The 22015-nt window shown below is 30.9% G+C and carries 23 protein-coding genes; 21 read left to right on the top strand and 2 right to left on the bottom strand.

Annotation, left to right across the window (positions count from 1 at the left end; all coding sequences use genetic code 11):
• The first annotated feature begins 32 nt into the window (after positions 1-32).
• The 20 genes from L1S47_RS16700 (at position 33) to L1S47_RS16605 (ending at position 19351) form a co-directional block, all read left to right on the top strand.
• Complete coding sequence (locus L1S47_RS16700) at positions 33-629, top strand: hypothetical protein (protein WP_238884990.1); 597 nt, start codon at positions 33-35, stop codon at positions 627-629.
• Positions 630-751: 122 nt separating this feature from the next.
• Positions 752-1345: a Holliday junction branch migration protein RuvA gene (gene ruvA / locus L1S47_RS16695; protein WP_202766507.1), complete on the top strand. Its 594-nt coding sequence runs from the start codon at positions 752-754 to the stop codon at positions 1343-1345.
• Positions 1346-1355: 10 nt separating this feature from the next.
• Complete coding sequence (gene ruvB / locus L1S47_RS16690; RefSeq protein WP_238884988.1) at positions 1356-2387, top strand: Holliday junction branch migration DNA helicase RuvB; 1032 nt, start codon at positions 1356-1358, stop codon at positions 2385-2387.
• Between the two features lie 17 nt (positions 2388-2404).
• Positions 2405-3430: a tRNA preQ1(34) S-adenosylmethionine ribosyltransferase-isomerase QueA gene (gene queA / locus L1S47_RS16685; RefSeq protein ID WP_238884986.1), complete on the top strand. Its 1026-nt coding sequence runs from the start codon at positions 2405-2407 to the stop codon at positions 3428-3430.
• Between the two features lie 20 nt (positions 3431-3450).
• Positions 3451-4590 carry a tRNA guanosine(34) transglycosylase Tgt gene (gene tgt / locus L1S47_RS16680; protein WP_238884984.1) on the top strand — a complete coding sequence of 380 codons (1140 nt, stop codon included), beginning with the start codon at positions 3451-3453 and terminating at the stop codon, positions 4588-4590.
• 15 nt (positions 4591-4605) lie between these two features.
• Positions 4606-4884 carry a preprotein translocase subunit YajC gene (yajC, locus tag L1S47_RS16675; protein ID WP_238884975.1) on the top strand — a complete coding sequence of 93 codons (279 nt, stop codon included), beginning with the start codon at positions 4606-4608 and terminating at the stop codon, positions 4882-4884.
• Between the two features lie 146 nt (positions 4885-5030).
• Positions 5031-5396, top strand: coding sequence for a TIGR04086 family membrane protein (locus L1S47_RS16670; RefSeq protein WP_238884973.1), 366 nt, complete (start codon positions 5031-5033; stop codon positions 5394-5396).
• 70 nt (positions 5397-5466) lie between these two features.
• The gene (gene scfA, locus L1S47_RS16665) at positions 5467-5604 is read left to right on the top strand and encodes a six-cysteine ranthipeptide SCIFF (RefSeq protein WP_202766501.1); all 138 of its coding nucleotides are present in this window, start codon (positions 5467-5469) and stop codon (positions 5602-5604) included.
• Positions 5605-5664: 60 nt separating this feature from the next.
• Positions 5665-7029 (top strand): thioether cross-link-forming SCIFF peptide maturase, encoded by a 1365-nt coding sequence (gene scfB, locus L1S47_RS16660; protein WP_238884971.1) that lies wholly within the window; start codon positions 5665-5667, stop codon positions 7027-7029.
• Positions 7030-7120: 91 nt separating this feature from the next.
• Positions 7121-8377, top strand: a complete 1257-nt coding sequence (gene secD / locus L1S47_RS16655; RefSeq protein ID WP_238884969.1) for a protein translocase subunit SecD — start codon at positions 7121-7123, stop codon at positions 8375-8377.
• 4 nt (positions 8378-8381) lie between these two features.
• Complete coding sequence (gene secF / locus L1S47_RS16650) at positions 8382-9260, top strand: protein translocase subunit SecF (protein WP_238884967.1); 879 nt, start codon at positions 8382-8384, stop codon at positions 9258-9260.
• Between the two features lie 348 nt (positions 9261-9608).
• Positions 9609-10475, top strand: a complete 867-nt coding sequence (locus L1S47_RS16645; RefSeq protein WP_238884965.1) for a DHH family phosphoesterase — start codon at positions 9609-9611, stop codon at positions 10473-10475.
• Between the two features lie 26 nt (positions 10476-10501).
• Entirely contained in the window at positions 10502-11020 is a 519-nt protein-coding gene (locus L1S47_RS16640) for an adenine phosphoribosyltransferase (protein WP_202766496.1), read from the top strand.
• Between the two features lie 106 nt (positions 11021-11126).
• Positions 11127-13301, top strand: coding sequence for a bifunctional (p)ppGpp synthetase/guanosine-3',5'-bis(diphosphate) 3'-pyrophosphohydrolase (locus L1S47_RS16635; protein ID WP_238884963.1), 2175 nt, complete (start codon positions 11127-11129; stop codon positions 13299-13301).
• Between the two features lie 14 nt (positions 13302-13315).
• Positions 13316-13765 (top strand): D-aminoacyl-tRNA deacylase, encoded by a 450-nt coding sequence (gene dtd / locus L1S47_RS16630; protein WP_238884961.1) that lies wholly within the window; start codon positions 13316-13318, stop codon positions 13763-13765.
• A 10-nt stretch (positions 13766-13775) separates the two neighbouring features.
• Positions 13776-14378 carry an MBL fold metallo-hydrolase gene (locus L1S47_RS16625; RefSeq protein WP_238884954.1) on the top strand — a complete coding sequence of 201 codons (603 nt, stop codon included), beginning with the start codon at positions 13776-13778 and terminating at the stop codon, positions 14376-14378.
• Between the two features lie 11 nt (positions 14379-14389).
• Entirely contained in the window at positions 14390-15817 is a 1428-nt protein-coding gene (locus L1S47_RS16620) for a coproporphyrinogen III oxidase (RefSeq protein WP_238884952.1), read from the top strand.
• Positions 15818-15830: 13 nt separating this feature from the next.
• Positions 15831-17081, top strand: coding sequence for a histidine--tRNA ligase (gene hisS, locus L1S47_RS16615; protein ID WP_238884949.1), 1251 nt, complete (start codon positions 15831-15833; stop codon positions 17079-17081).
• Positions 17082-17096: 15 nt separating this feature from the next.
• Positions 17097-18881, top strand: a complete 1785-nt coding sequence (aspS, locus tag L1S47_RS16610) for an aspartate--tRNA ligase (protein ID WP_238884947.1) — start codon at positions 17097-17099, stop codon at positions 18879-18881.
• Positions 18882-19081: 200 nt separating this feature from the next.
• Entirely contained in the window at positions 19082-19351 is a 270-nt protein-coding gene (locus tag L1S47_RS16605) for a metal-sensitive transcriptional regulator (RefSeq protein ID WP_202766490.1), read from the top strand.
• A gap of 53 nt (positions 19352-19404) precedes the next feature.
• Here L1S47_RS16605 and L1S47_RS16600 read toward each other — a convergent pair whose 3' ends face one another.
• The gene (locus L1S47_RS16600; protein WP_238884945.1) at positions 19405-19839 is read right to left on the bottom strand and encodes a threonine/serine exporter family protein; all 435 of its coding nucleotides are present in this window, start codon (positions 19837-19839) and stop codon (positions 19405-19407) included.
• 2 nt (positions 19840-19841) lie between these two features.
• Complete coding sequence (locus L1S47_RS16595) at positions 19842-20609, bottom strand: threonine/serine exporter family protein (protein WP_238884943.1); 768 nt, start codon at positions 20607-20609, stop codon at positions 19842-19844.
• A 142-nt stretch (positions 20610-20751) separates the two neighbouring features.
• On the opposite strand from L1S47_RS16595, the gene glyA reads away from it, so the two are divergent.
• Entirely contained in the window at positions 20752-21987 is a 1236-nt protein-coding gene (gene glyA / locus L1S47_RS16590; RefSeq protein WP_238884941.1) for a serine hydroxymethyltransferase, read from the top strand.
• Positions 21988-22015 lie beyond the last annotated feature (28 nt).

Raw genomic sequence — 22015 nt, 5'->3', positions numbered from 1 at the left:
ATATGGACATAATCGCTAATAGAGGTGAGATTATGTTTAATAAGAAAAAAATGATTCCATTAGTGGTAACAGCAATTATATTTTTAATAGGGGTTTTTGTTATTAGTTATACTATTGCTTCAAAATATATAGAAATTACAAATGCAGCAGAAAAAGAAAAGATTGATAATAAAAAACTTGCAGATGCTAGAAATAATATTTTAGGCGATGATGTTGAAATAATATTAAAGAATAAAGATAAAGTTGAAGAATCACTTACATTAAAAGAATACAAGAGTAAAAATAATATAGAAGGTGACTTGAATAGAGAAGCATTGCTTCAAGATCTTAAGAAAGATAACTATACTCTAGAAACCGAGAAAGATGAACAAATGGTTTTTAATAAGATAAGTGAATCAAAGCTTACGCCTAACAAGTATTATTTAGGAGAAAAGGATGGATATTTTGCAATTTACAAGGCAGATGCAAATGGAAATCCTACCATTGAAGATGAGAAACAAGATGTGTTTAGAGATTACAAAAAAGTCTCACAATTAAATGAACTAGATAGGAATAAGATTACAAGCTTTGTATTTTCTTTTAGTACAAAAGATGAAGCTGAAGAAAAATTAAGCGAATTTATTTCATAATATATAAAAAGGGAAAACCATTAATAAGGTTTTCCTATTTTTATTAATAAAGGAATTTCATAATTGAAAAACCTCATAATAAATGCTAAAGTATAATTTAGGTTTATATTGAGGTGATTATAATGTATGAATACATAAAAGGAATTTATAAAGGTTTTAATAAAGAATACATAATTATTGATAATGGCGGTATAGGATATAAGGTATATACATCAGGAACAACTATTGCAAAGCTTCCTAAAATTGAGGATGAAGTATTAATATATATCCAACAAATTGTAAGGGAAGATTTTATTGGATTATATGGTTTTATAACTAGGGAAGAATTAGAAATGTTTAATATCTTACTAACTATAAATGGAGTAGGAGCTAAGGCTGCATTATCACTACTTTCAATCAGCTCAGTTAATAATTTGAAATATGCTATTATGACAGAGGATGAAAAGCATATTGTTAGAGCGCCTGGAATTGGGAAAAAAACGGCTCAAAGAATTATCTTGGAACTTAAGGATAAGTTGAAACCAGACGAGTTAATTGAAAGAGAGGCTGAAATCTCAATAAATGATGATTATGCTAATAATATTAATGAAGCGCTTACAGCATTAGTTGCTTTAGGGTATAGTGAAAAAGAAGCAAAAGGAGCAATATCTTTAGTAAATAAGGAACAAACAATTGAAAATATTATTAAAGATTGTTTAAGAAATCTAATGAGATAGGGGGATTACTATGGAGGATAGGATTATTACTACATCTAAAATAGAAGAAGATGTTCAATCAGAGTATAGTTTGAGACCCCAAAGGATTAGCGAATATATAGGACAAGAAAAAGTTAAGGAAAAAATGAATATTTTCATAAAGGCTGCTAAGAAAAGAAGGGAGTCTTTAGACCACGTTCTTTTGTATGGCCCCCCAGGGCTAGGTAAAACAACACTTGCTAATATAATTGCTAAGGAAATGGGTGGAGAATTAAAGATAACTTCAGGCCCTGCCATTGAAAGAGCAGGAGATTTAGCTGCAATACTAACATCATTAAATGAATATGATGTTTTATTTATTGATGAAATACATAGATTAAATAGAAGTGTTGAAGAAATACTTTATCCTGCTATGGAAGATTATGCACTGGATATTGTAATAGGTAAAGGAGCAGCAGCTAAATCCATAAGACTTGATTTGCCTAAGTTTACATTATTAGGTGCCACAACAAGGATTGGTATGCTTTCAGCTCCATTAAGAGATAGATTTGGAGTATTAGCAGCAATGGAGTATTATACCAATGAGGAACTAAAGGAGATTGTAATTAGAAGTGCTGATATTCTAGGATGTAATATAGATTATGATGCTGCTTTTGAAATAGCTCGACGTTCAAGAGGAACACCTAGAATTGCAAATAGATTACTGAAAAGAGTAAGAGATTTTTCAGAAGTTAAGGAACATAACATAATTAATCTTCAAGATGCAAAGGAAGCTCTAGAACTTTTAGAAGTTGACGGAGAAGGTTTTGATAGAGTGGATAATAAGATTTTAGAAGCCATAATAGACAACTTTAATGGAGGTCCAGTTGGAATTGAAACCCTATCGTATTTTGTTGGAGAGGAATTAGGTACTATTGAGGATGTTTATGAACCATATTTGTTACAAAGAGGATTTATAATTAGAACCCCAAGAGGTAGAATGGCAACAGATAAAAGTTATAAACATTTAGGAAGAAAAAAGATTAATAATGCAATGGACAATCAAACAAAATTTTTTGACTAGAGAAGGTGTAGTTATAGATGAAAGTAGAAGATTTTAAATTTGATCTACCTGAGGAGTTGATTGCTCAACATCCTCTTGAAGATAGAACAAGTTCAAGACTTATGGTTTTAGGTAAAAATAGTGATGATTTAAAGCATAAACATTTTTATGATGTTATTGAATATTTTGAGCCTGGTGATACATTGGTTTTAAACAATACAAGAGTTATTCCAGCTAGGTTAATAGGTGAAAAAGAAGAAACTGGTGGTAAAATAGAGCTTCTATTACTTAAAAGAGTTGGAGATGATCTATGGGAATGTTTATCAAAGCCAGGTAAAAAAGCAAAACCAAAAGCTAGATTTTCCTTTGGTGAAGGTAAATTAATAGGTGAGATACAAGAGGTTTTAGATAATGGCAATAGAATAGTAAGGTTCTTTTATGAGGGTTTATTCGAAAATGTTTTGGATGAACTAGGTCAGATGCCACTACCACCATATATACATGAAACACTCCAAGATAAAGAAAGATATCAGACTGTTTATTCAAAAGAAAAAGGTTCTGCTGCAGCTCCAACCGCAGGACTACATTTTACACAAGAGCTTTTAGAGCAAATTAAAAGTAAAGGTGTAAATATAGTTTATTTAACTCTTCATGTTGGGCTCGGAACTTTTAGACCGGTAAAGGTTGAAAATATTGAAGAACATGATATGCATTCAGAATTTTATATGATTTCAAAAGAAACTGCAGATATAATAAATGAAACAAAAAAAAGAGGCAAAAAGGTTATTGCAGTTGGAACAACATCTACAAGAACGCTAGAGACTATCGGGGACGAAAATGGTATGGTAAAGGAAGCTTCAGGCTGGACTAATATATTTATATATCCAGGATATAAATATAGAGTTATTGATGCATTAATTACAAATTTCCACTTGCCAGAATCAACGTTAATTATGCTAGTTTCAGCTCTTGCAGGGCAGGAAAAAGTTCTAAATGCATATAAGGAAGCTGTAAAAGAAAAATATAGATTCTTCTCCTTTGGAGACGCAATGCTTATTATATAATTTTGAAGGGAGAAAAGTTTGTGGTTAAAAGATATACTTTATTAAAAAAAGATGGAAAAGCAAGAAGAGGTAGATTTGAAACCCCTCATGGAGTAATTGAAACTCCAGTATTTATGAATGTAGGTACATTAGCTGCAATTAAAGGTGCGGTTTCTTCAATGGACTTAAAGGAAATAGGGTGCCAAGTGGAGTTATCTAATACATACCATTTACATTTAAGACCAGGGGATAAAGTGGTTAAACAATTGGGTGGTTTACATAAGTTCATGAACTGGGATAGACCAATATTAACAGACTCAGGCGGATTTCAAGTTTTTTCACTAGCATCTATGAGAAAAATAAAAGAAGAAGGTGTTTATTTTAACTCTCACTTAGATGGAAGAAAAATATTTATGGGCCCTGAAGAAAGCATGCAAATTCAAAGCAATTTAGCATCTACAATAGCTATGGCTTTTGATGAGTGTGTTGAAAATCCAGCACCTAGAGAATATGTTGAAAAATCAGTTGAGCGTACTACTAGGTGGCTTGAAAGATGTAAAGTTGAAATGGATAGACTTAACTCACTTGATGATACTATAAATAAAGAACAAATGCTTTTCGGTATAAATCAAGGTGGAGTTTATGATGATATCAGAATAGAGCATGCAAAAACTATCAGTAAAATGGATTTAGATGGATATGCAATCGGTGGTCTTGCAGTAGGAGAAACTCATGAAGAAATGTATAGAATCATAGATGCAGTTGTGCCACATCTTCCTGAAGATAAACCAATATATTTAATGGGAGTTGGTCTTCCAAGTAACATCTTAGAAGCTGTTGAAAGAGGTGTAGACTTTTTTGATTGTGTATTACCAGCAAGAAATGGAAGACATGGCCATGTATTTACTGAAAACGGCAAGATTAACTTAATGAATGCTAAATTTGAATTAGATGAAAAACCAATAGATGAAGGTTGTGAGTGCCCAACTTGTAAGAATTATACAAGAGCATATATTAGACATTTATTTAAGGCTAAAGAAATGTTAGCCATGAGATTATGTGTTCTACATAATTTATATTTTTACAATAAATTAATGGAAGATATAAGGGCAGCAATTGATGGAGATTACTTTGCAGAGTTTAAAAAAGAAAAATTAGAAAAATGGGGCGGAAGAGCTTAGGAGAGGAGAGTTAATATGCCAGGTGGTTTAATGCAAATATTGACTTTAGTTATAATTTGCGTTGCATTTTATGGATTCTTACTATTACCAGAAAGAAAAAGAAGAAAAAGTTATAATGAAATGTTAGATTCGCTTAATGTAGGTGATAAAGTTATGACTAGAGGTGGAATAATAGGAAACATAACTCAATTAGATGAAGAAACATTGATTTTGGAGATAGAGCCAGATGGAATTAAGATAACAATTGCAAAACAAGGAATATCAACAAGAATAAATCAGGAAACTGAAATGTAATAACTATGCCCCCTATGTTCATATATTTATAGTGAATAAGGGTTTATATGTGAGACAAAAATAAATTTCTTGAAATCATGAGAAGTTGTTTTTAAGAATTAAAATATTGTTGTTGAACTAAACCCTAAATAGAAGGGGGTGTGGTAATGAATTTAGAGGTTGTAAAAAATTCAGGAAGGGGACTTATTAGGGCATTGTTATTAACCATATTTCTACTTATGGTACTTGCTTTGACTATGAACTTCTTGGATTTATCTCAAAAAAATTTATATGTTACTTACATAATAATTACATGTGTAAGTATAGTCTTTGGCGGAGTATACGGAGCTAGAAAAAATCAGTCGAAAGGATGGCTAGTGGGACTTTTTGTTGCAATACTATATTATGTTTTTATAGGAATAGTATCTGCGATAGCTAAAGGAAAAGTAGAATTTGTATCTTTTGACGTATATAGACTATTTTTTGCCATGGCAATAGGTATATTATCTGGCATGCTTGGAATAAATATATAAAAATTCTTTATAATGCAATTAAAATGTGTTATAATCAACTAGTAATTGTATCGGAATGGAGGCGTACGACGTGAAACATATTAAAACAATTAATAGTTCAAACTTAAAGAATAGCTTATGCAAACCAGGCTGTAAGGAATGTGCAAATTCATGCCAATCAGCATGTAAGACTTCTTGTACAGTTGCTAACTTAGCTTGTGAAAACTAATAAAACAAAGTAGGTGGCAGTAACTTAGTTACTGCCATATTTCAGTAAGGAGGAAAAAAATTGAGTTTGATTCATAAATTTACTCAAGATGGCGAATATTATTTAATAGATGTTAATTCAGGTAGTCTTCATATTATAGACAAGCTGATTTACGATTTATTAATTGATGTAGATAAATTAGCCCCAGTAGATGAGGTTATAGCGAAATTCCAGGGGGTATATTCAGAAGAAGATATAAGAGAGGCATATGAAGACTTGGAAGAATTAGTTAAAGAAGAGCTTCTTTATACTAAGGATTACTATGAAGACATTGCTTTAAAAGATGACCAAGATGACTATATAAAAGCTCTATGTTTAAATGTAGTTCATGATTGTAACTTAAAATGTAAATATTGCTTTGCAGAAGAAGGTGAATATAAAGGACATAGAAAACCTATGAGTCCTGAAATTGGTAAGAAGGCAATTGATTTTGTTATTAAGAAATCTGGACCAAGAAAAAATATAGAAGTAGACTTATTTGGCGGAGAGCCACTTATGGTATTTGATGCAATAAAAGAAATTGTGGATTATGCCAGAGAACAAGAGAAAATATTTAATAAAAATATCAGATTTACTATGACTACAAACGCTACTTTATTAAATGATGAAATTATGGAATATTTGGATAAAAATATGGGGAACATAATATTATCAATTGATGGTAGAGAAGAAGTTAATGATGCAGTAAGAATAAGAAAAGATGGATCAGGAAGTTATTCAAGAATATTGCCAAAGATAAAAGAAATGGTAGATAGAAGAGATAAGTCAAAACAATATTATGTAAGGGGAACTTTTACTAGAAATAATACTGACTTCTTTAATGATGTTATGTCACTTGTAAATGAAGGGTTTAGAGAAATTTCTGTTGAGCCAGTAGTTTTACCTGATGATAATTTACTTTCATTAAGAAGAGAAGACTTACCTAAGATATTTGAGCAATATGATCTTTTATATAAAGAGATGCTTAGAAGACACAATGAAGGAGATTCATTTAAATTCTATCACTTTAATATAGATTTAAATGGAGGACCATGCGTATACAAAAGGATCTCTGGATGTGGTGCAGGATTTGAATATGTAGCCGTTACTCCGGATGGAGAAGTTTATCCATGTCATCAATTTGTAGGAAACAAAGATTTCTTACTTGGAAATATAGATGATGGGGATTTAGATACTAAGCTGGCATCAGAATTTAAAAAAGCAAACATATATAGAAAACCTGTATGTAAAAATTGTTGGGCTAGATTCTATTGCAGCGGAGGTTGTCAAGCGAATAACTTTAATTTCAATGGAGATATACATGTTCCTTATGAAATTGGTTGTGAGATGCAAAAGAAGAGAATTGAATGTGCTATAGCATTAAAAGCAATGACTTCAAAAGTTTAAATGGGATTTATTGACATAGAGCTCTCTATAGAAATATAATTATATTATGTATAATACGACGGTATTATGAAAAAAACTGAGGGGGAGAAAAATGAAAACAAAAGGTAGAAGTACAATATTATTTATATTGCTTGTTGGTTTTATATTTTTATTTACCTATATAGGATTTTTTGGTGCGAAAATTTTTGGTTGGGAATATAAAAGTTATGATAAAGCTATAACTAAAGGCTTGGATTTACAGGGTGGAGTTTCCGTATTAATGGAAATGCAAGAAGATAAGGTTTCTACTGATGATAGAGATAAGACAAAAGAAATGTTATCCTTAAGAGTTAATAAGGTTGGAGTATCTGAAACAGTTGTTACGACTGAAGGGGAAAAGAGAATCAGAATAGATATTCCAGGACAATATGATTCTAAGACAATAGTTGATAGTTTGAATAAGACAGGAGAGTTAAAATTTATAGCTCCAAACCAATCAAAAGACGTAATCCTTACAGGTAAAGACGTAAAAAAAGCTACAGTATATACAGATCAACAAAATGCAAATCAACCTGTAATTGGGCTAGAACTTAATGAAGATGGAAAACAAAAGTTTGCGGAAGCAACACAAAAATACTTAGGTCAACAAATATCTATTTATATGGATGACCAATTATTAACAAGTCCAACAGTTCAAAGTGTTATTTCTAATGGTGAAGCTCAAATTACTGGTAATAAAAGCTTCGAGGAAGCTAAAAAAACAGCAGGTATTATAAATGCTGGAGCACTTCCAGTTCCAGTTAAAGTAGCATCAGTAAAGACTGTTGGGGCACAATTAGGAGCTACAGCACTACCTAACGCAATAAAAGCAGCCTTTATTGGATTTGCATTAGTATTTCTACTAATGGTTTTATATTATAGAGTTCCAGGGTTCTTAGCATGTATAGCATTGATATTATATGCATCATTGGTTTTAACGTGTTTCGCAGGGCTTAATGCGACCTTAACCTTGCCGGGAATAGCAGGTTTCTTGTTAACGGTAGGTATGGCAGTTGATGCTAATGTACTTATATTTGAAAGAATAAGAGAAGAGCTTAAAAAAGGTAAATCTATAAAGAGTTCAATTAATGAAGGTTTTAAACATGCTATGTCATCAATAATTGACTCAAACATAACTACGTCAATAGCAGCACTAGTACTGTACTTCTTAGGATCTGGAGCTGTAAAAGGCTTTGCTACTACACTATTAATCGGTATTATAGTATCTATGTTTACAGCTATATTTGTAACAAGAGCATTAGTTAACCTTGCAGCAAATATGGGTCTTTTAAGTAAACTATGGTGCTTCAGAGTTAAGAGGGGGGAGTAGTAGTATGCTTAAGATAATAGAAAAAACTAAAATTTGGTTTACAATTTCATTAATAATAATGTTAATTGGTGCAGGCTTTATGATATATAGAGGTGGACTTAACCTAGGGTTAGACTTTAAAGGTGGTACACAAGTAGATATTAAAATGCCTAAGGATTTCAATAAAGGTGATGTAGATACAATAGTTAAAAAATATGCCGAGGATGCTGTTACAAATACAGTTTCTGAAACTGTAGATGGTTCAGCTAACGAGGTTCAAATAGAGATAAAATCTAAAAGTTTAGACTCAACTAAGGTTTCTGACATGTTTAAAGAGTTATCAGAAAAGTATTCTTTAAAACAAGATGCTCTTGTTTCACATGATGAAATAGGACCTTCAATTGGAAACGAACTTACAAGTAGTGCTATAAAAGCGTTAGCAGTTGCAGTTGTTGCGATGTTAATTTATATAGCAATTAGATTTGAATTTAAATTTGGAATAGCAGCAATAATAGCTTTGTTCCATGACATTTTAATAACTTTATCAATATATGCAATTTTTAATATTCCTGTTAATTCACCATTTATTGCAGCTATTCTAACAATTATAGGATACTCTATAAATGATACTATAGTAATATTTGATAGAATTAGAGAAAATCAAAAGAGTATGAGAAGAAATACTCCAATTGAAATTGCAGATCATAGTTTAACTCAAACATTTACTAGATCGCTTAATACTACATTAACTACATTATTAACTACTACTGCAGTTAATGTGTTTGTACCATCTGTTAGAGAATTTGCATTTCCTCTAGTAGTAGGTATGGCATGTGGAGCATATTCTTCAATATTTATAGCTAGCCCAGTTTGGGTAATGTTAAAAAACAGAACTTCAAAATAAAATTTTAGAGTGTAAAATTCCATGAGTATTTTATAATTAAAGTTTATTTATAGTTAAATGTAATTATATTATAAGAATTAGAAAGATGGATTACTCTTATAATATTTAGCTAGGGTGGTGAAATGTATTTTGATGCTATCTACTAAAATATGCATTCAAAGTACTTTTTATCCATCCTTATTTATTTTTTGACAAATATTACGAATAATATATATATAGAAGTTACAATTAACACTTTATTTACCCATATTATTTAGGGGTATCTTTAAATTTTATAAAAATATTTGTAAAAACTCGTAATATAATTTATAATATAGTTGTTTTCTATGAATACGGAGGAATTTTAAAATGATCAAGCAGTGGGAGAAGATATACCGCCCAAACTATATATCTGGTTATAATCCTTTTATAATTAAAAATATGAATAGAGCCATTGAAAGAGTGGTTGATGCAATAAATTCACGTAAAAAGATACTTGTATATGGTTTATGCGACGTTGACGGTATATGTGCATTATCTTCACTAATTCTTTTATTGAAATATTTAAATGCAGACGTAGAGTATATCATAGAAGATTATTCACATAAGAATCACTTGATTCAAGAAGCGGATATCAAAAATAGAATTCACTTTTTGGGAGCGGATCTTCTTATTACTGTAGGTTGTAGATTTAAAGGCAATAGGGAAGTTGAACTTAGTAAAGCATTAGGAATTGAAACAATAATAATGGAAAATTCTAAGACTGATGGTATACATAATACAATTTATATAAATCCAAATCAAACAGGATGTTCATACAGATACAAAAATTTATCAAATTCAGCATTAACATTTAAATTGATGCAAGCTATTGGAATATATTATAATATGAATAGTATTAATAGATATTTGGATTTGATTTTTCTAGGTAGTGTATTTAAGAAATGTGAAAAGCAAGGTGAGAATAAAGTATTCTTGAGTGAAGGGTTTAATTATTTAAGAGAAACAAATAATTATGGACTTAGAGCCATATTAGAGTATCTTAAAATTGAGTCCATTAAGGATGAAGATATAGATGGCATAATAAATTTACTTACACCTGTTAATAATTCAGTTAGTGTAATGGATACAGCAAAAATAATTGTTGAATTACTTACAACATCTGATATGGATAGGGCAGAACAAATTGTTAAATACTTAAATTTTGAAAGAAAAAAAACAAATATTTTTATATAAGAATATCTCATAGGGGGAATTTAATAATGGATTTAAAAGAAAAGGTAAGGATAATTGATAATTTTCCTAAGGAAGGAATTAGTTTTAAGGATATAACTACACTAATTGAAGATGGAGAAAGTTTTAAGTATGCTATCAATGAAATTGTAGATTATATAAAAGACAAAAATATAGATTTAATTGTTGGACCAGAGGCAAGAGGTTTTATTTTTGGAGTACCAGTTGCATATGCATTAGGAATTGGATTTATACCTGTTAGAAAGCCTGGAAAGCTTCCATGGGATACAGTAAAGGTAGAATATGATTTAGAGTATGGAAAAGATGCATTAGAGATTCATAAAGACTCAATTAAGCCAGGTCAAAGAGTAGCTATTGTTGATGATTTACTAGCTACTGGCGGTACAATTGCAGCAGTTGCTAAGTTAGTAGAACAAGCAGGTGGAGAAGTCGTTACTTTAAACTTTTTAATAGAATTAGAAGAATTAAGAGGTAGAGATAAACTAAAAGGATATGATATTCAAAGCCTTTTAAAATATGATGTGTAATTTTCTTGAAAAACAAAATTCAATATTATATAATTATAGATAAATATGGCTGGTATATATACCAGCCTTTAAATTTAATTCTATTTTTTAGAGGAGAGTAATCCATATGCTAACGGATTTATTGGAGAAAATAAGTTTAAATTGCAATAATATAGATCTAGAACTAGTTAAAAAAGCGTATAATCTTGCATCAGAAGCCCATTCTAAGCAAAAGAGAGAATCTGGTGAACCATATATTATTCATCCATTAGATGTGGCTTCTATTCTTGCTGAGTTAGGTATGGATACTAATACAATAGTAGCTGGATTACTTCATGATGTCATTGAAGATACTGAATATAATTATTCAGACTTAGAGAGACTGTTTAATAAGGAAGTCGCGGATCTAGTTGAGGGCGTTACTAAGCTCGGTAAAATTAAATATAAGTCGAAAGAAGAACAACAAGCTGACAATGTAAGAAAAATGTTACTAGCGATGGCGAATGATATTAGAGTTATAATAATTAAGCTTGCAGATAGACTTCATAATATGAGAACGCTTAAATTTATGCCAGAGGAGAAACAAAAAGAAAAAGCTAAGGAAACATTAGATATTTATGCACCACTTGCTCATAGATTAGGTATTTCTAAAATAAAATGGGAACTTGAAGATCTTTCTTTTAGATATTTACATCAACAAGAGTACTATGACTTGGTTAATCAAATCGCAGAAAAAAGAAAAGAAAGGGAAGCATATATTTCTCAAATAATGGATGAGATTGAGCAGAAACTTTCTAGTTCAGGAATTGATTCTGATATTGATGGAAGACCTAAACATTTTTATAGCATCTATAGAAAGATGGTTAATAAGAATAAGAATATAGAACAAATATTTGACTTAACGGCTATAAGAATCTTAGTTAATTCAGTTAAAGACTGTTATGCAGCATTAGGAATAGTACATACGATTTATAAACCAATACCAGGCAGATTTAAAGACTACATAGCTATGCCCAAACCTAATATGTATCAATCATTGCATACAACAGTAATAGGGCACTTAGGAAAGACTTTCGAGATACAAATTAGAACATTTGAGATGCATAAAACAGCTGAATATGGTATAGCTGCCCATTGGAAGTATAAAGAAGGAGAAGCATCAAAAGGGGATAGTTTTGAACAAAAATTATCTTGGCTTAGAGATATGCTTGAGTGGGGAAAAGAGACCTCAGATGCTCAAGAATTTATGGAAGGCTTTAAAATTGATTTGTTTTCAGATGAAATCTTTGTTTTTACCCCTAAAGGAGTAGTTATTAATTTACCTGCAAATGCAACTCCAATTGATTTTGCTTATAAAATACATACAGATGTTGGGAACAGATGCATTGGGGCAAAAGTAAATGGGAAAATGGTACCACTTGACTACAATTTGAAAACGGGACAAATAGTTGAAATCATGACCAGTTCTGCTCCAAAAGGACCTAATATAGATTGGCTTGGTATGGTAAAAAGTAATCAAGCTAAGAGCAAAATAAAACAATGGTTTAAAAGAGCACAAAGAGACGATAATGTTCTAAAAGGAAAAGAATTAATTGAAAGAGAAGCAAAAAAGCAATCTTTAGTATTTTCTGAACTTGCAAAAGGTGAGTTATTTGAAAGATTACTTAAGAGATATAATTTGCACTCACAAGAAGATATATATGCAGCAGTTGGTAATGGCATTATGTCAGCTTCTGTTGTATTTGCAAGATTAAAGGAAGAAGAACATGATGAAAAAAATATTTTAGAAAATATAAATAAAAATATTGAGGATAATTCAAATAGAACTGAGAAAGTTCATGCAAATGACAAGGCTTATGGCGTAACTGTTAAGGGACTAAGTAATCTTATGATTAGGTTTGCAAGATGCTGTAATCCTGTTCCTGGTGATGATATCATTGGATATATAACAAAGGGTAGGGGAGTTTCAGTTCATAGAAAAGACTGTTCTAATGTTCTTGAATTAAAGGACAGTGAAGAAACTAGAATAGTGGAAGTGAGTTGGGGAACATCAAAAGGTAAATCATATACTGCTGAAATTCAAGTTGAAGCTGAAGATAGAATGGGAATTTTAGCAGAAGTAATGATAATTCTAAGTGAATCTAAAATAAAAGTAAATGCAGTAAACGCTAAGTCATTAAAAGGAAATCTATCCTTAGTTAATATTAAGGTAAGTATAGACAGTATTGATCAGCTAAAAGATTTAATGAGGAAAATTAGAAAACTAAAAGGTGTTCTAGACGTATATAGAATGAATAATTAAAGGGTGTTAAGTAAATGAGAGCTGTAGTACAAAGAGTTAAAAGAAGTAGTGTTAAGGTTGATGGAAAAATAATTGGAGAAATAGGTGTAGGTCTAAACGTATTAATTGGTATTACAAAAGGTGATACTGACGAAGATATTAAATACATTAGAGATAAGGTTGTCAACTTAAGAATATTTTCAGATAGTGATGATAAAATGAATCTTTCTTTAAAGGATGTTGAAGGAGAAATACTAATAATATCACAATTTACCCTATATGGAGATTGTAGAAAAGGTAGAAGACCAAGCTTTATAAATGCACTTGGAGGAAAAGAAGCTATTGGCATTTATGAAAAAGTTATTGAGGCCTTTAAAGAAGAAGGTATAATAGTTGAAACTGGAGAATTCGGAGCAGATATGGAAGTTGAGATAATTAATGATGGTCCAGTAACTCTTCTATTAGAAAGTAAAAAGGATTTTTAGGAGGAAGTTTATGATAATTAAAACTATCCCGGTAGGAGATATACAAGAAAATTGTTATTTGGTTATGGATGAAGAAACAAAGGAAGCATTTGTTGTGGATCCAGGGGATCAGGGTGATTATTTAGTAAATATAATTAGTAAACTTGGAGCCAAATTAAAGTTTATATTATTAACCCATGGCCACTTTGACCACGTAGGCGCTGTTTCTGAACTGAAAAATACTTTTAAAGTTCCTCATTATATTAATGAAGAAGAGAAGAAGTATATGCAAGGCTCATCCTATGTATTCGGAAAAATTCCAGAAGCGGATAGATACTTAAATGATGGTGAAGAAATAGATTTTTCAGGACATAAAATTAAGTGTTTACATACACCAGGCCATAGTGCAGGAGGAATGTGTTTCCTTTTAGATGGTGAACATCTTTTTGCAGGAGATACTTTATTTTACCTAAGCGTAGGAAGATCAGATTTTGAAGGTGGAGATATGGATACGTTAGTAGACAGCATTAGGACAAAATTGTTTGTACTAAATGATAATACAATAGTTTATCCAGGGCACGGACCTAAGACTTCTATTATGACTGAAAAAAGAGGAAACCCTTTTGCTAGATAAAGGAGAGGAAAATGATACTAAATATAACACTATCAGATGAAAATTTAAGATATGACGTATATCAAATGTTCAATATATTTTTCCCTTTAGAGGATATTAAAATAAATAGAGCAGATGATTTTGATTATAAGATTACAATTAAAGATTCATTACTTATTATAGAGAATAAAGAAGTGCTTAGAGAGGTTTCTTTGGAAGAAGATAGGAAGGAATCTGTTAAAAGAGAGCTATTTAAATTATTAAGTGAATTAACTAAGGATTATTATCCTTGGGGTACTTTAATAGGAATAAGACCAAGTAAAATAGCGCTTTCTTTATTGAATGAAGGAAAATCAAAAGAAGAAATACGTGAATATTTTAAAAATAAATATCTAACATCTAAGGAAAAAAGTGATCTGTGCATTGAAATTGCAGAGAGAGAAAAAGGATTTGTGGATGTTAAAAAAGAAAAAATAAGTATTTATATTGGGATGGCTTTTTGTCCAACTAGGTGTTTATATTGTTCATTTGCGTCTAACCCAATAGCTGGAGCTAAGAAACAAGTTGAACCATATATTTCAGCACTAAAAAAAGAAATGGATGCTATGAGTAAATATATTTCTAGTAAGCAGTTAGAAGTTAATACGGTATATTTTGGTGGTGGAACGCCTACGTCAGTTGACAATGAAGAATTTGAAGGATTAATGGCCGAAATTTATAATAATTTAATTGAGCCTTTTAACCCGATTGAATTTACTGTGGAATGCGGAAGACCTGATTCAATAACAGAAGAAAAGCTAGATACTATGAAAAAATATAGAGTTGATAGAATTAGTATTAATCCGCAATCAATGAATGATGTTACACTTAAGAATATAGGTAGAGGACATACAAAGGAACAGGTTATTAATAAGTTTAACTTGGCGAGAAGTTTGGGCTTTGATAATATTAATATGGATATAATAGTAGGTCTGCCAGGTGAAGGCATTGATGAAATAAATAATACCTTTATAGATATACTTAAGTTGAAACCAGAATCCCTAACTGTTCATGGAATGTCAATTAAAAGAGCTTCTAGGTTACATGAAGAACTTATATTAGGGAAAAAGCTATATAGACCTGCTCAAGATGAGTTAAATAGAATGTATGAAAAAACTAGAGAATTAGCTATGGATTTAAAAATGGAACCTTATTATATGTATAGACAAAAGAATATGGTTGGAAATATGGAGAATGTAGGATATTCTTTGAGTAATAAGGAATGCATATATAATATGCTAATGATTGAAGATACAGAAACCATAATAGCAATTGGTGCAGATGCCGTATCAAAAGTAGTTTTTCATGATGAAAATAGGATTGAAAGATTCGGTAACGTCAAAGATGTTAAAGAATATGTAAATAGAATTGATGAAATGATACAAGGGAAAATAGATTTATTAGATACTTTGTATGAATAAGGGAGGAAGGTTAATGGATAAAATTCAAGCTCCAAAAGGGACAAAAGATATGCTTCCTAAGGATGCATATAAGTGGCAATATGTAGAAAATAAATTTAGAGAGCTTTCAAAAGAATATGGAATAAGAGAAATTAGGACGCCTATATTTGAGCACACTGAACTTTTTAAAAGAGGCGTTGGAGAAACTACAGATGTTGTTCAAAAGGAAATGTATACATTTTTAGATAAAGGTGAAAGAAGTATAACTTTAAAACCAGAGGGTACTGCCCCTTCTGTTAGAGCATTTATTGAAAATTCATTATTTAATGATGCACAACCTACAAAGTTATATTATTTTACTCCTTGTTTTAGATATGAAAAAATGCAAAAGGGAAGACTTAGACAATTTAACCAATTTGGTATTGAAATATTTGGCTCAAAGGAAGCTTCTATTGATGCAGAAGTCATTTCCTTAGCAATGAGAGCATTAGATGAATTTGGAATAGAGGGATTAACTCTAAATATAAATAGTTTAGGTTGCCCAGAATGTAGAGCAAAATATAACAAGGCATTAATGGATTTCTTAAAAGAAAATTATGATAATCTTTGTGATACTTGTAAAAGTAGATTTGAAAAAAATCCAATGAGAATACTGGATTGTAAAGAAAGAAGCTGTAAAGAAATAACTAAAAATGCACCAGTTATTTTAGATTATATTTGTGAAGATTGTAGCAATCACTTTGATGAAGTAAAAAACTATTTAAATGCTATGGATATTAATTTTGAAATAGACCCTAAAATAGTTAGAGGACTAGATTATTACACAAGAACAGTTTTTGAAATTATAAATAAAGATATAACTGTATGTGGTGGTGGAAGATATGATGGTCTTATATCGGAAATAGGTGGTCCAGAGACACCAGCAGTTGGATTTGGATTAGGACTAGAAAGATTATTACTTACTCTTGAGGAAGAAGGAATAGAGATTCCAGAACCAAATACAATTGACCTATTTATTGGTTCAATGGGAGATTTAGCTAGAGTTAAAGCCTTTGCGCTTACTTATAAGTTAAGAAAACTTGGAATTAAGAGTGACTGCGATCACATGAAGAAAAGTGTAAAGGCTCAAATGAAGTATGCAAATAAAATAGGAGCAGCTTTTACATTAATATTAGGTGAAGATGAAATTGCAAATGGTACAGGGAAAATCAAAAGGATGTCTGATGGAGAAACATTTGATATAAAATTAGATTCATTAGAAGATATAGTAAGTTTAGTTAAGTAATTAGGAGGAAGAAAAATGGGTGAAGCCTTAAATTCATGGAAAAGAACCATAATGTGCGGAGAGTTAAGAGAAGAGCACATAGGACAAAAAGTAACTGTAATGGGATGGGTTCAAAGAAATAGAAACTTAGGGGGACTTGAGTTTGTAGATCTTAGAGATAGAACTGGAATTTTACAGGTGGTATTTGGAGAAGTAATAAATAAAGAAGCATTTGAAAAAGCTAATAAAGTTAGACCAGAATATTGCATAGCAATAAAAGGTGAAATTATAAGAAGAGAAGCTCCAAATAATGCAATGGCAACTGGGATGGTTGAATTAAAGGGAGAAGAAATAAAAATTCTTTCAGAATCAGAAACGCCTCCTATATATATTAAAGATAATTTAGATGCAGCTGAAAATATTAGACTTAAGTATAGATATTTGGACTTAAGAAGAAGCGATATGCAAAAAATACTTATGATTAGAAGTAAAACAGCGAAAGCAGTTAGAGATTATCTTGTAAACAGTGAGTTTTTAGAAATAGAAACTCCAATGCTTACAAAAAGCACACCAGAAGGAGCAAGAGACTATTTAGTTCCTTCAAGAAATTATCCAGGAATGTTTTATGCATTACCTCAATCACCACAATTATTTAAGCAACTTTTAATGGTTTCTGGATTTGATAAGTACTTCCAAATAGTTAAGTGTTTTAGAGATGAAGACTTAAGAGCAAACAGACAACCAGAATTTACTCAAATAGACTTAGAAATGAGTTTCGTTGAGCAAGATGATGTTATGGAACTTAATGAAGGTTTAATAAAGCATGTATTTAAAGAAGTTGGAAATGTTGATGTTAAGCTTCCTATAAGAAGAATGCCATATAAAGAAGCTATGGAGAAATATGGTTCAGACAAACCAGACTTAAGATTTGATATGGAAATAAGAGATTTATCTGAAACTGTAAAGAATGCAGAGTTTAAAGTCTTCCAAGATGCTTTAGCAAATGGCGGATCAGTTAGAGCGATATGCCTTAAAGATGGAGCTAACATGGGAAGAAAGGATATAGATAGATTAGGCGAATTTGTTAAGACATTTAAAGCTAAAGGTCTTGCATGGATTCAATTAAAGGAAGAAGAAATAAAATCTCCAATATCTAAATTCTTAAAAGAAGATGAATTGAAAAATATTATAAATGTGATGTCTGCTGAAACTGGTGATATGATACTTATAGTTGCGGATAAAAATTCTGTTGTATTCCAATCATTAGGTCAATTAAGATTAGAGTTAGCTAAAAAATATGATCTAATAAAGGATAAAAATGAATTTAATTTCTGTTGGATTACAGAATTCCCACTTTTAGAATATGATGAGGAAGAAGGAAGATATTTTGCAGCTCATCACCCATTTACATGCCCAATGGATGAAGATTTAGAATACCTAGAGTCTGATCCGGGAAGAGTTAGAGCTAAGGCATATGACTTAGTACTTAACGGTGAGGAGTTAGGTGGAGGTTCTATAAGAATACATGATACTAAGCTTCAAGAAAGAATGTTTGGAGTTTTAGGATTTACTCAAGAAAGTGCATGGGAAAGATTCGGATTCTTATTAGAAGCTTTTAAGTTTGGACCACCTCCACATGGTGGATTGGCATTTGGTTTTGATAGAATGATTATGTTCTTAGCAGGAACAGATAATATAAAAGATGTTATTGCATTCCCTAAGAATCAAAATGCATTCTGCCCAATGACTGAAGCTCCTAATGTAGCAGATGAAAAACAACTTGTGGAATTAGGAATTTCATTAAATAAAGAAGATAAGTAGTTAAGTATAATATGGCCTAATCCATGTTTTAGTATAAATATGGATTGGGTTATTTTACTCTTTAGGAATTTATAATATTTTAAGGTTAAGGATAACATTAGAGGTTTCCTATCGCCTTGAGGATTTTTTGCTTGAATAATAAATTAAGCATAGGTTATAATTATAGAAAATACCCCTTATAGGTATAAGGAGATGGAAGAATGGAAAAAGAAGAAAAGTTAAAAAAAGATATTCTAACAAGGCTCAAACGAATAGAAGGTCAAGTTAAGGGTATACAAGGAATGATAGATAAAAATGTATGTTGTTCAGATGTGTTAGTTCAGATTTCAGCAATTAGAGCAGCAATAAATAAAGTTGGTGGATTAATATTAGAGGATTATGCTAGAAATTGTATAGGAATAGAACCAGGAAGTGAAGGAGAAGAAGGATTAGAAAATCTGATTAAAACACTTAATTCTTTTATGAAATAATAAAAGTGGATGTCTCATAATAAATTTTGAGACACCCACTTTTTTATCTTAATTTATGTTTTTCTCGTTTTTGGAGTTATTATAATCCTAGTTATTGAAGAAACGAAAATAATACCTAAAGCTAAGGCTCCTGCAGAAGCTAATGTATTAAGTCCTAGTTGCAGGGACTTATCAATATTTCCTTGAACTATTTCATACATAGTATAGTACATTCCTCCACCAGGAACTAGAGGAATTAATGCACAAATTATGAAGGTAGTTACTGGACTTTTTAATATTCTTGCTAATATTTCTGAATATGCAGAGAAAATAATAGAAGATATAAATAAAGCTAAGGTAATAGAATTTGAATGATTTAAAGATAATTTATAAACTAACCAACCTAATCCACCGCCTAAAGAAGCGAAAACAAGATTTTTTCCTTTTATATTAAAGATAATTCCAAAGCCTAAAGTTGCAATAATAGATACTACAATTTCTTTAATCATAATTATATACCTCCATAAAACTTAAACCAAAAGCTTAATACAATTCCTGAACCTACAGCAATTGCAATAGCAACAAGAAAGGCTTCAGCAGCTCTTGTTAATCCAGAAACAAAATCTCCAGCTATAGTATCACGAATTGCATTAGTAATAGCAAGACCAGGCACAAGAAGCATAATGGCTCCAATTATGGTCATATCTAAATTAGATGCAATATTTAATTTAATGAAAATTAAAGCCATAATGGCTGTTATAGCGCCAGATATGCTGTTTGTGAAAAAATCATTTATAGAAAGAGAGCTACTAACAATTGAAAAATATTTTATTACAAGACCAATAATAAAAGCAGCTACAAAATCTTTTAAATTCCCTCCAAAAAGCATCGAAAATGCTCCGGCACCTAAAGCAGAAAAGAATATGGTTGTTTTATCACCATATCTTTTAGATTTATCTATTTTTTTTAGTTCGTCTAAAACCTCAAGTACGGTCATGTTTTTTAAAAGTATATTTCTTGATAAGTCGTTTACCTCATGAACTTTTTGAAGATTAACTGTTCTAGATCTAACTCGTCTCACAAGTGAAAATGTACCTCTTTCTGTGTGAAAAGCAGACGCCATTATTCCTGTAGGCGTTACAAAGCTATCAGCATCCTCCATACCAAAAGCATGACATATTCTATTTATGGTTTCTTCGACTCTATAGGTTTCGCCGCCATTTTCTAAAATTATTCTGCCAGCATATGTAGCCACATGTAATATTTTATTGCTATCCATAAATTTATATCTCCGTTAAACATTTCTTTTCATATGAAATTATAGCATATAAGCCTTTAACTTCAACTATTAATTTATTTTTATGTTTTCGTATGATAAAATAAAATATGTAACGTAAATTTTAAGAAATTGGGGTGTTAATATGAACTTTACAAATTTGAAAGAAATGGATAGTGATATCCTAAACCTTATTAATAAGGAGTTAGACAGGCAACAATATGGAATTGAACTTATTGCTTCTGAGAATTTTACTTCTAAAGCTGTAATGGAAGCAATGGGATCATATTTGACAAATAAATATGCAGAAGGATATCCAGCAAAAAGATATTATGGTGGATGTCATGTTGTTGATGAAGTTGAATCTTTAGCAATAGAAAGAGCGAAGGAACTTTTTGGAGCAGAACATGCAAATGTTCAACCTCATTCAGGTTCACAAGCAAACATGGCAGTATATTTTACAATTTTAAATCCAGGTGATACAGTATTAGGAATGAACTTAAGTCATGGAGGACATTTAACTCATGGTTCACCAGTAAACTTTTCAGGAAAGTTATTTAACTTTGTGTCATATGGAGTTGATAAAGAAACTGAAACTATTAATTATGATGAAGTAAGAAGATTGGCGTTAGAGCATAAACCTAAACTTATAGTTGCAGGAGCATCAGCTTATTCAAGAGTAATAGATTTTAAGAAATTTAAGGAGATTGCTGACGAGGTAGGAGCGTTATTTATGGTTGATATGGCTCATATTGCTGGATTAGTTGCAGCTGGAGTTCATCCTAGTCCTGTGCCATATGCAGACTTCGTTACAACTACAACACATAAAACCTTAAGAGGACCTAGAGGAGGACTTATTCTTTGCAAAGAAAAATATGCTAAGGATCTTGATAAAAGTATTTTTCCAGGTATGCAAGGTGGCCCTTTAATGCATATTATTGCAGCAAAGGCAGTATGTTTAAAGGAAGCATTAGATCCATCTTTTAAGGAATATGGAAAAAATGTTGTAGAAAATTGTGCGGTTTTATCTGAAGAACTTGTTAAGAATGGATTTAAGATAGTATCAAATGGAACAGATAATCATTTAATACTACTAGATTTAAATAACAAAGACATTACTGGTAAGGAAGCAGAAAAATTGCTTGATACAGTAGGCATTACAGTTAATAAAAATACCGTACCAAATGAAACAAGAAGTCCTTTCGTAACTTCTGGAATAAGAATTGGTACTGCAGCAGTAACAACAAGAGGTTTTGGTAAGGAAGATATGAAAGAAATAGCTTCTATAATTAGCTATGTTATTGAAAATAAGGATGAGGATTTAAAGGAAGCTAAAGCTAGAGTTAGAGCTTTATGCGAAAAACATCCACTATATAATTAATTATGAATTCAAAATCACCATATAAATA

The sequence above is a fragment of the Clostridium sp. YIM B02551 genome, from assembly GCF_022324735.1.
Lineage (GTDB): Bacteria > Bacillota > Clostridia > Clostridiales > Clostridiaceae > Clostridium_T > Clostridium_T paridis.
Note: the sequence above shows the minus strand (reverse complement) of the source record. Positions and strands in the feature narration are given on the sequence as shown.

Excerpts from the sequence above, each read along its gene's own strand:
- aspS (WP_238884947.1), top strand. The coding sequence starts at position 17,097 with ATGGGTGAAGCCTTAAATTCATGGAAAAGAACCATAATGTGCGGAGAG.
- L1S47_RS16600 (WP_238884945.1), bottom strand. The coding sequence starts at position 19,839 with ATGATTAAAGAAATTGTAGTATCTATTATTGCAACTTTAGGCTTTGGA.
- secF (WP_238884967.1), top strand. The coding sequence starts at position 8,382 with ATGCTTAAGATAATAGAAAAAACTAAAATTTGGTTTACAATTTCATTA.
- L1S47_RS16620 (WP_238884952.1), top strand. The coding sequence starts at position 14,390 with ATGATACTAAATATAACACTATCAGATGAAAATTTAAGATATGACGTA.
- queA (WP_238884986.1), top strand. The coding sequence starts at position 2,405 with ATGAAAGTAGAAGATTTTAAATTTGATCTACCTGAGGAGTTGATTGCT.
- yajC (WP_238884975.1), top strand. The coding sequence starts at position 4,606 with ATGCCAGGTGGTTTAATGCAAATATTGACTTTAGTTATAATTTGCGTT.
- secD (WP_238884969.1), top strand. The coding sequence starts at position 7,121 with ATGAAAACAAAAGGTAGAAGTACAATATTATTTATATTGCTTGTTGGT.
- L1S47_RS16645 (WP_238884965.1), top strand. The coding sequence starts at position 9,609 with ATGATCAAGCAGTGGGAGAAGATATACCGCCCAAACTATATATCTGGT.
- L1S47_RS16625 (WP_238884954.1), top strand. The coding sequence starts at position 13,776 with ATGATAATTAAAACTATCCCGGTAGGAGATATACAAGAAAATTGTTAT.
- L1S47_RS16635 (WP_238884963.1), top strand. The coding sequence starts at position 11,127 with ATGCTAACGGATTTATTGGAGAAAATAAGTTTAAATTGCAATAATATA.
- L1S47_RS16595 (WP_238884943.1), bottom strand. The coding sequence starts at position 20,609 with ATGGATAGCAATAAAATATTACATGTGGCTACATATGCTGGCAGAATA.
- L1S47_RS16640 (WP_202766496.1), top strand. The coding sequence starts at position 10,502 with ATGGATTTAAAAGAAAAGGTAAGGATAATTGATAATTTTCCTAAGGAA.
- glyA (WP_238884941.1), top strand. The coding sequence starts at position 20,752 with ATGAACTTTACAAATTTGAAAGAAATGGATAGTGATATCCTAAACCTT.
- dtd (WP_238884961.1), top strand. The coding sequence starts at position 13,316 with ATGAGAGCTGTAGTACAAAGAGTTAAAAGAAGTAGTGTTAAGGTTGAT.
- L1S47_RS16605 (WP_202766490.1), top strand. The coding sequence starts at position 19,082 with ATGGAAAAAGAAGAAAAGTTAAAAAAAGATATTCTAACAAGGCTCAAA.
- L1S47_RS16670 (WP_238884973.1), top strand. The coding sequence starts at position 5,031 with ATGAATTTAGAGGTTGTAAAAAATTCAGGAAGGGGACTTATTAGGGCA.
- L1S47_RS16700 (WP_238884990.1), top strand. The coding sequence starts at position 33 with ATGTTTAATAAGAAAAAAATGATTCCATTAGTGGTAACAGCAATTATA.
- hisS (WP_238884949.1), top strand. The coding sequence starts at position 15,831 with ATGGATAAAATTCAAGCTCCAAAAGGGACAAAAGATATGCTTCCTAAG.
- ruvA (WP_202766507.1), top strand. The coding sequence starts at position 752 with ATGTATGAATACATAAAAGGAATTTATAAAGGTTTTAATAAAGAATAC.
- ruvB (WP_238884988.1), top strand. The coding sequence starts at position 1,356 with ATGGAGGATAGGATTATTACTACATCTAAAATAGAAGAAGATGTTCAA.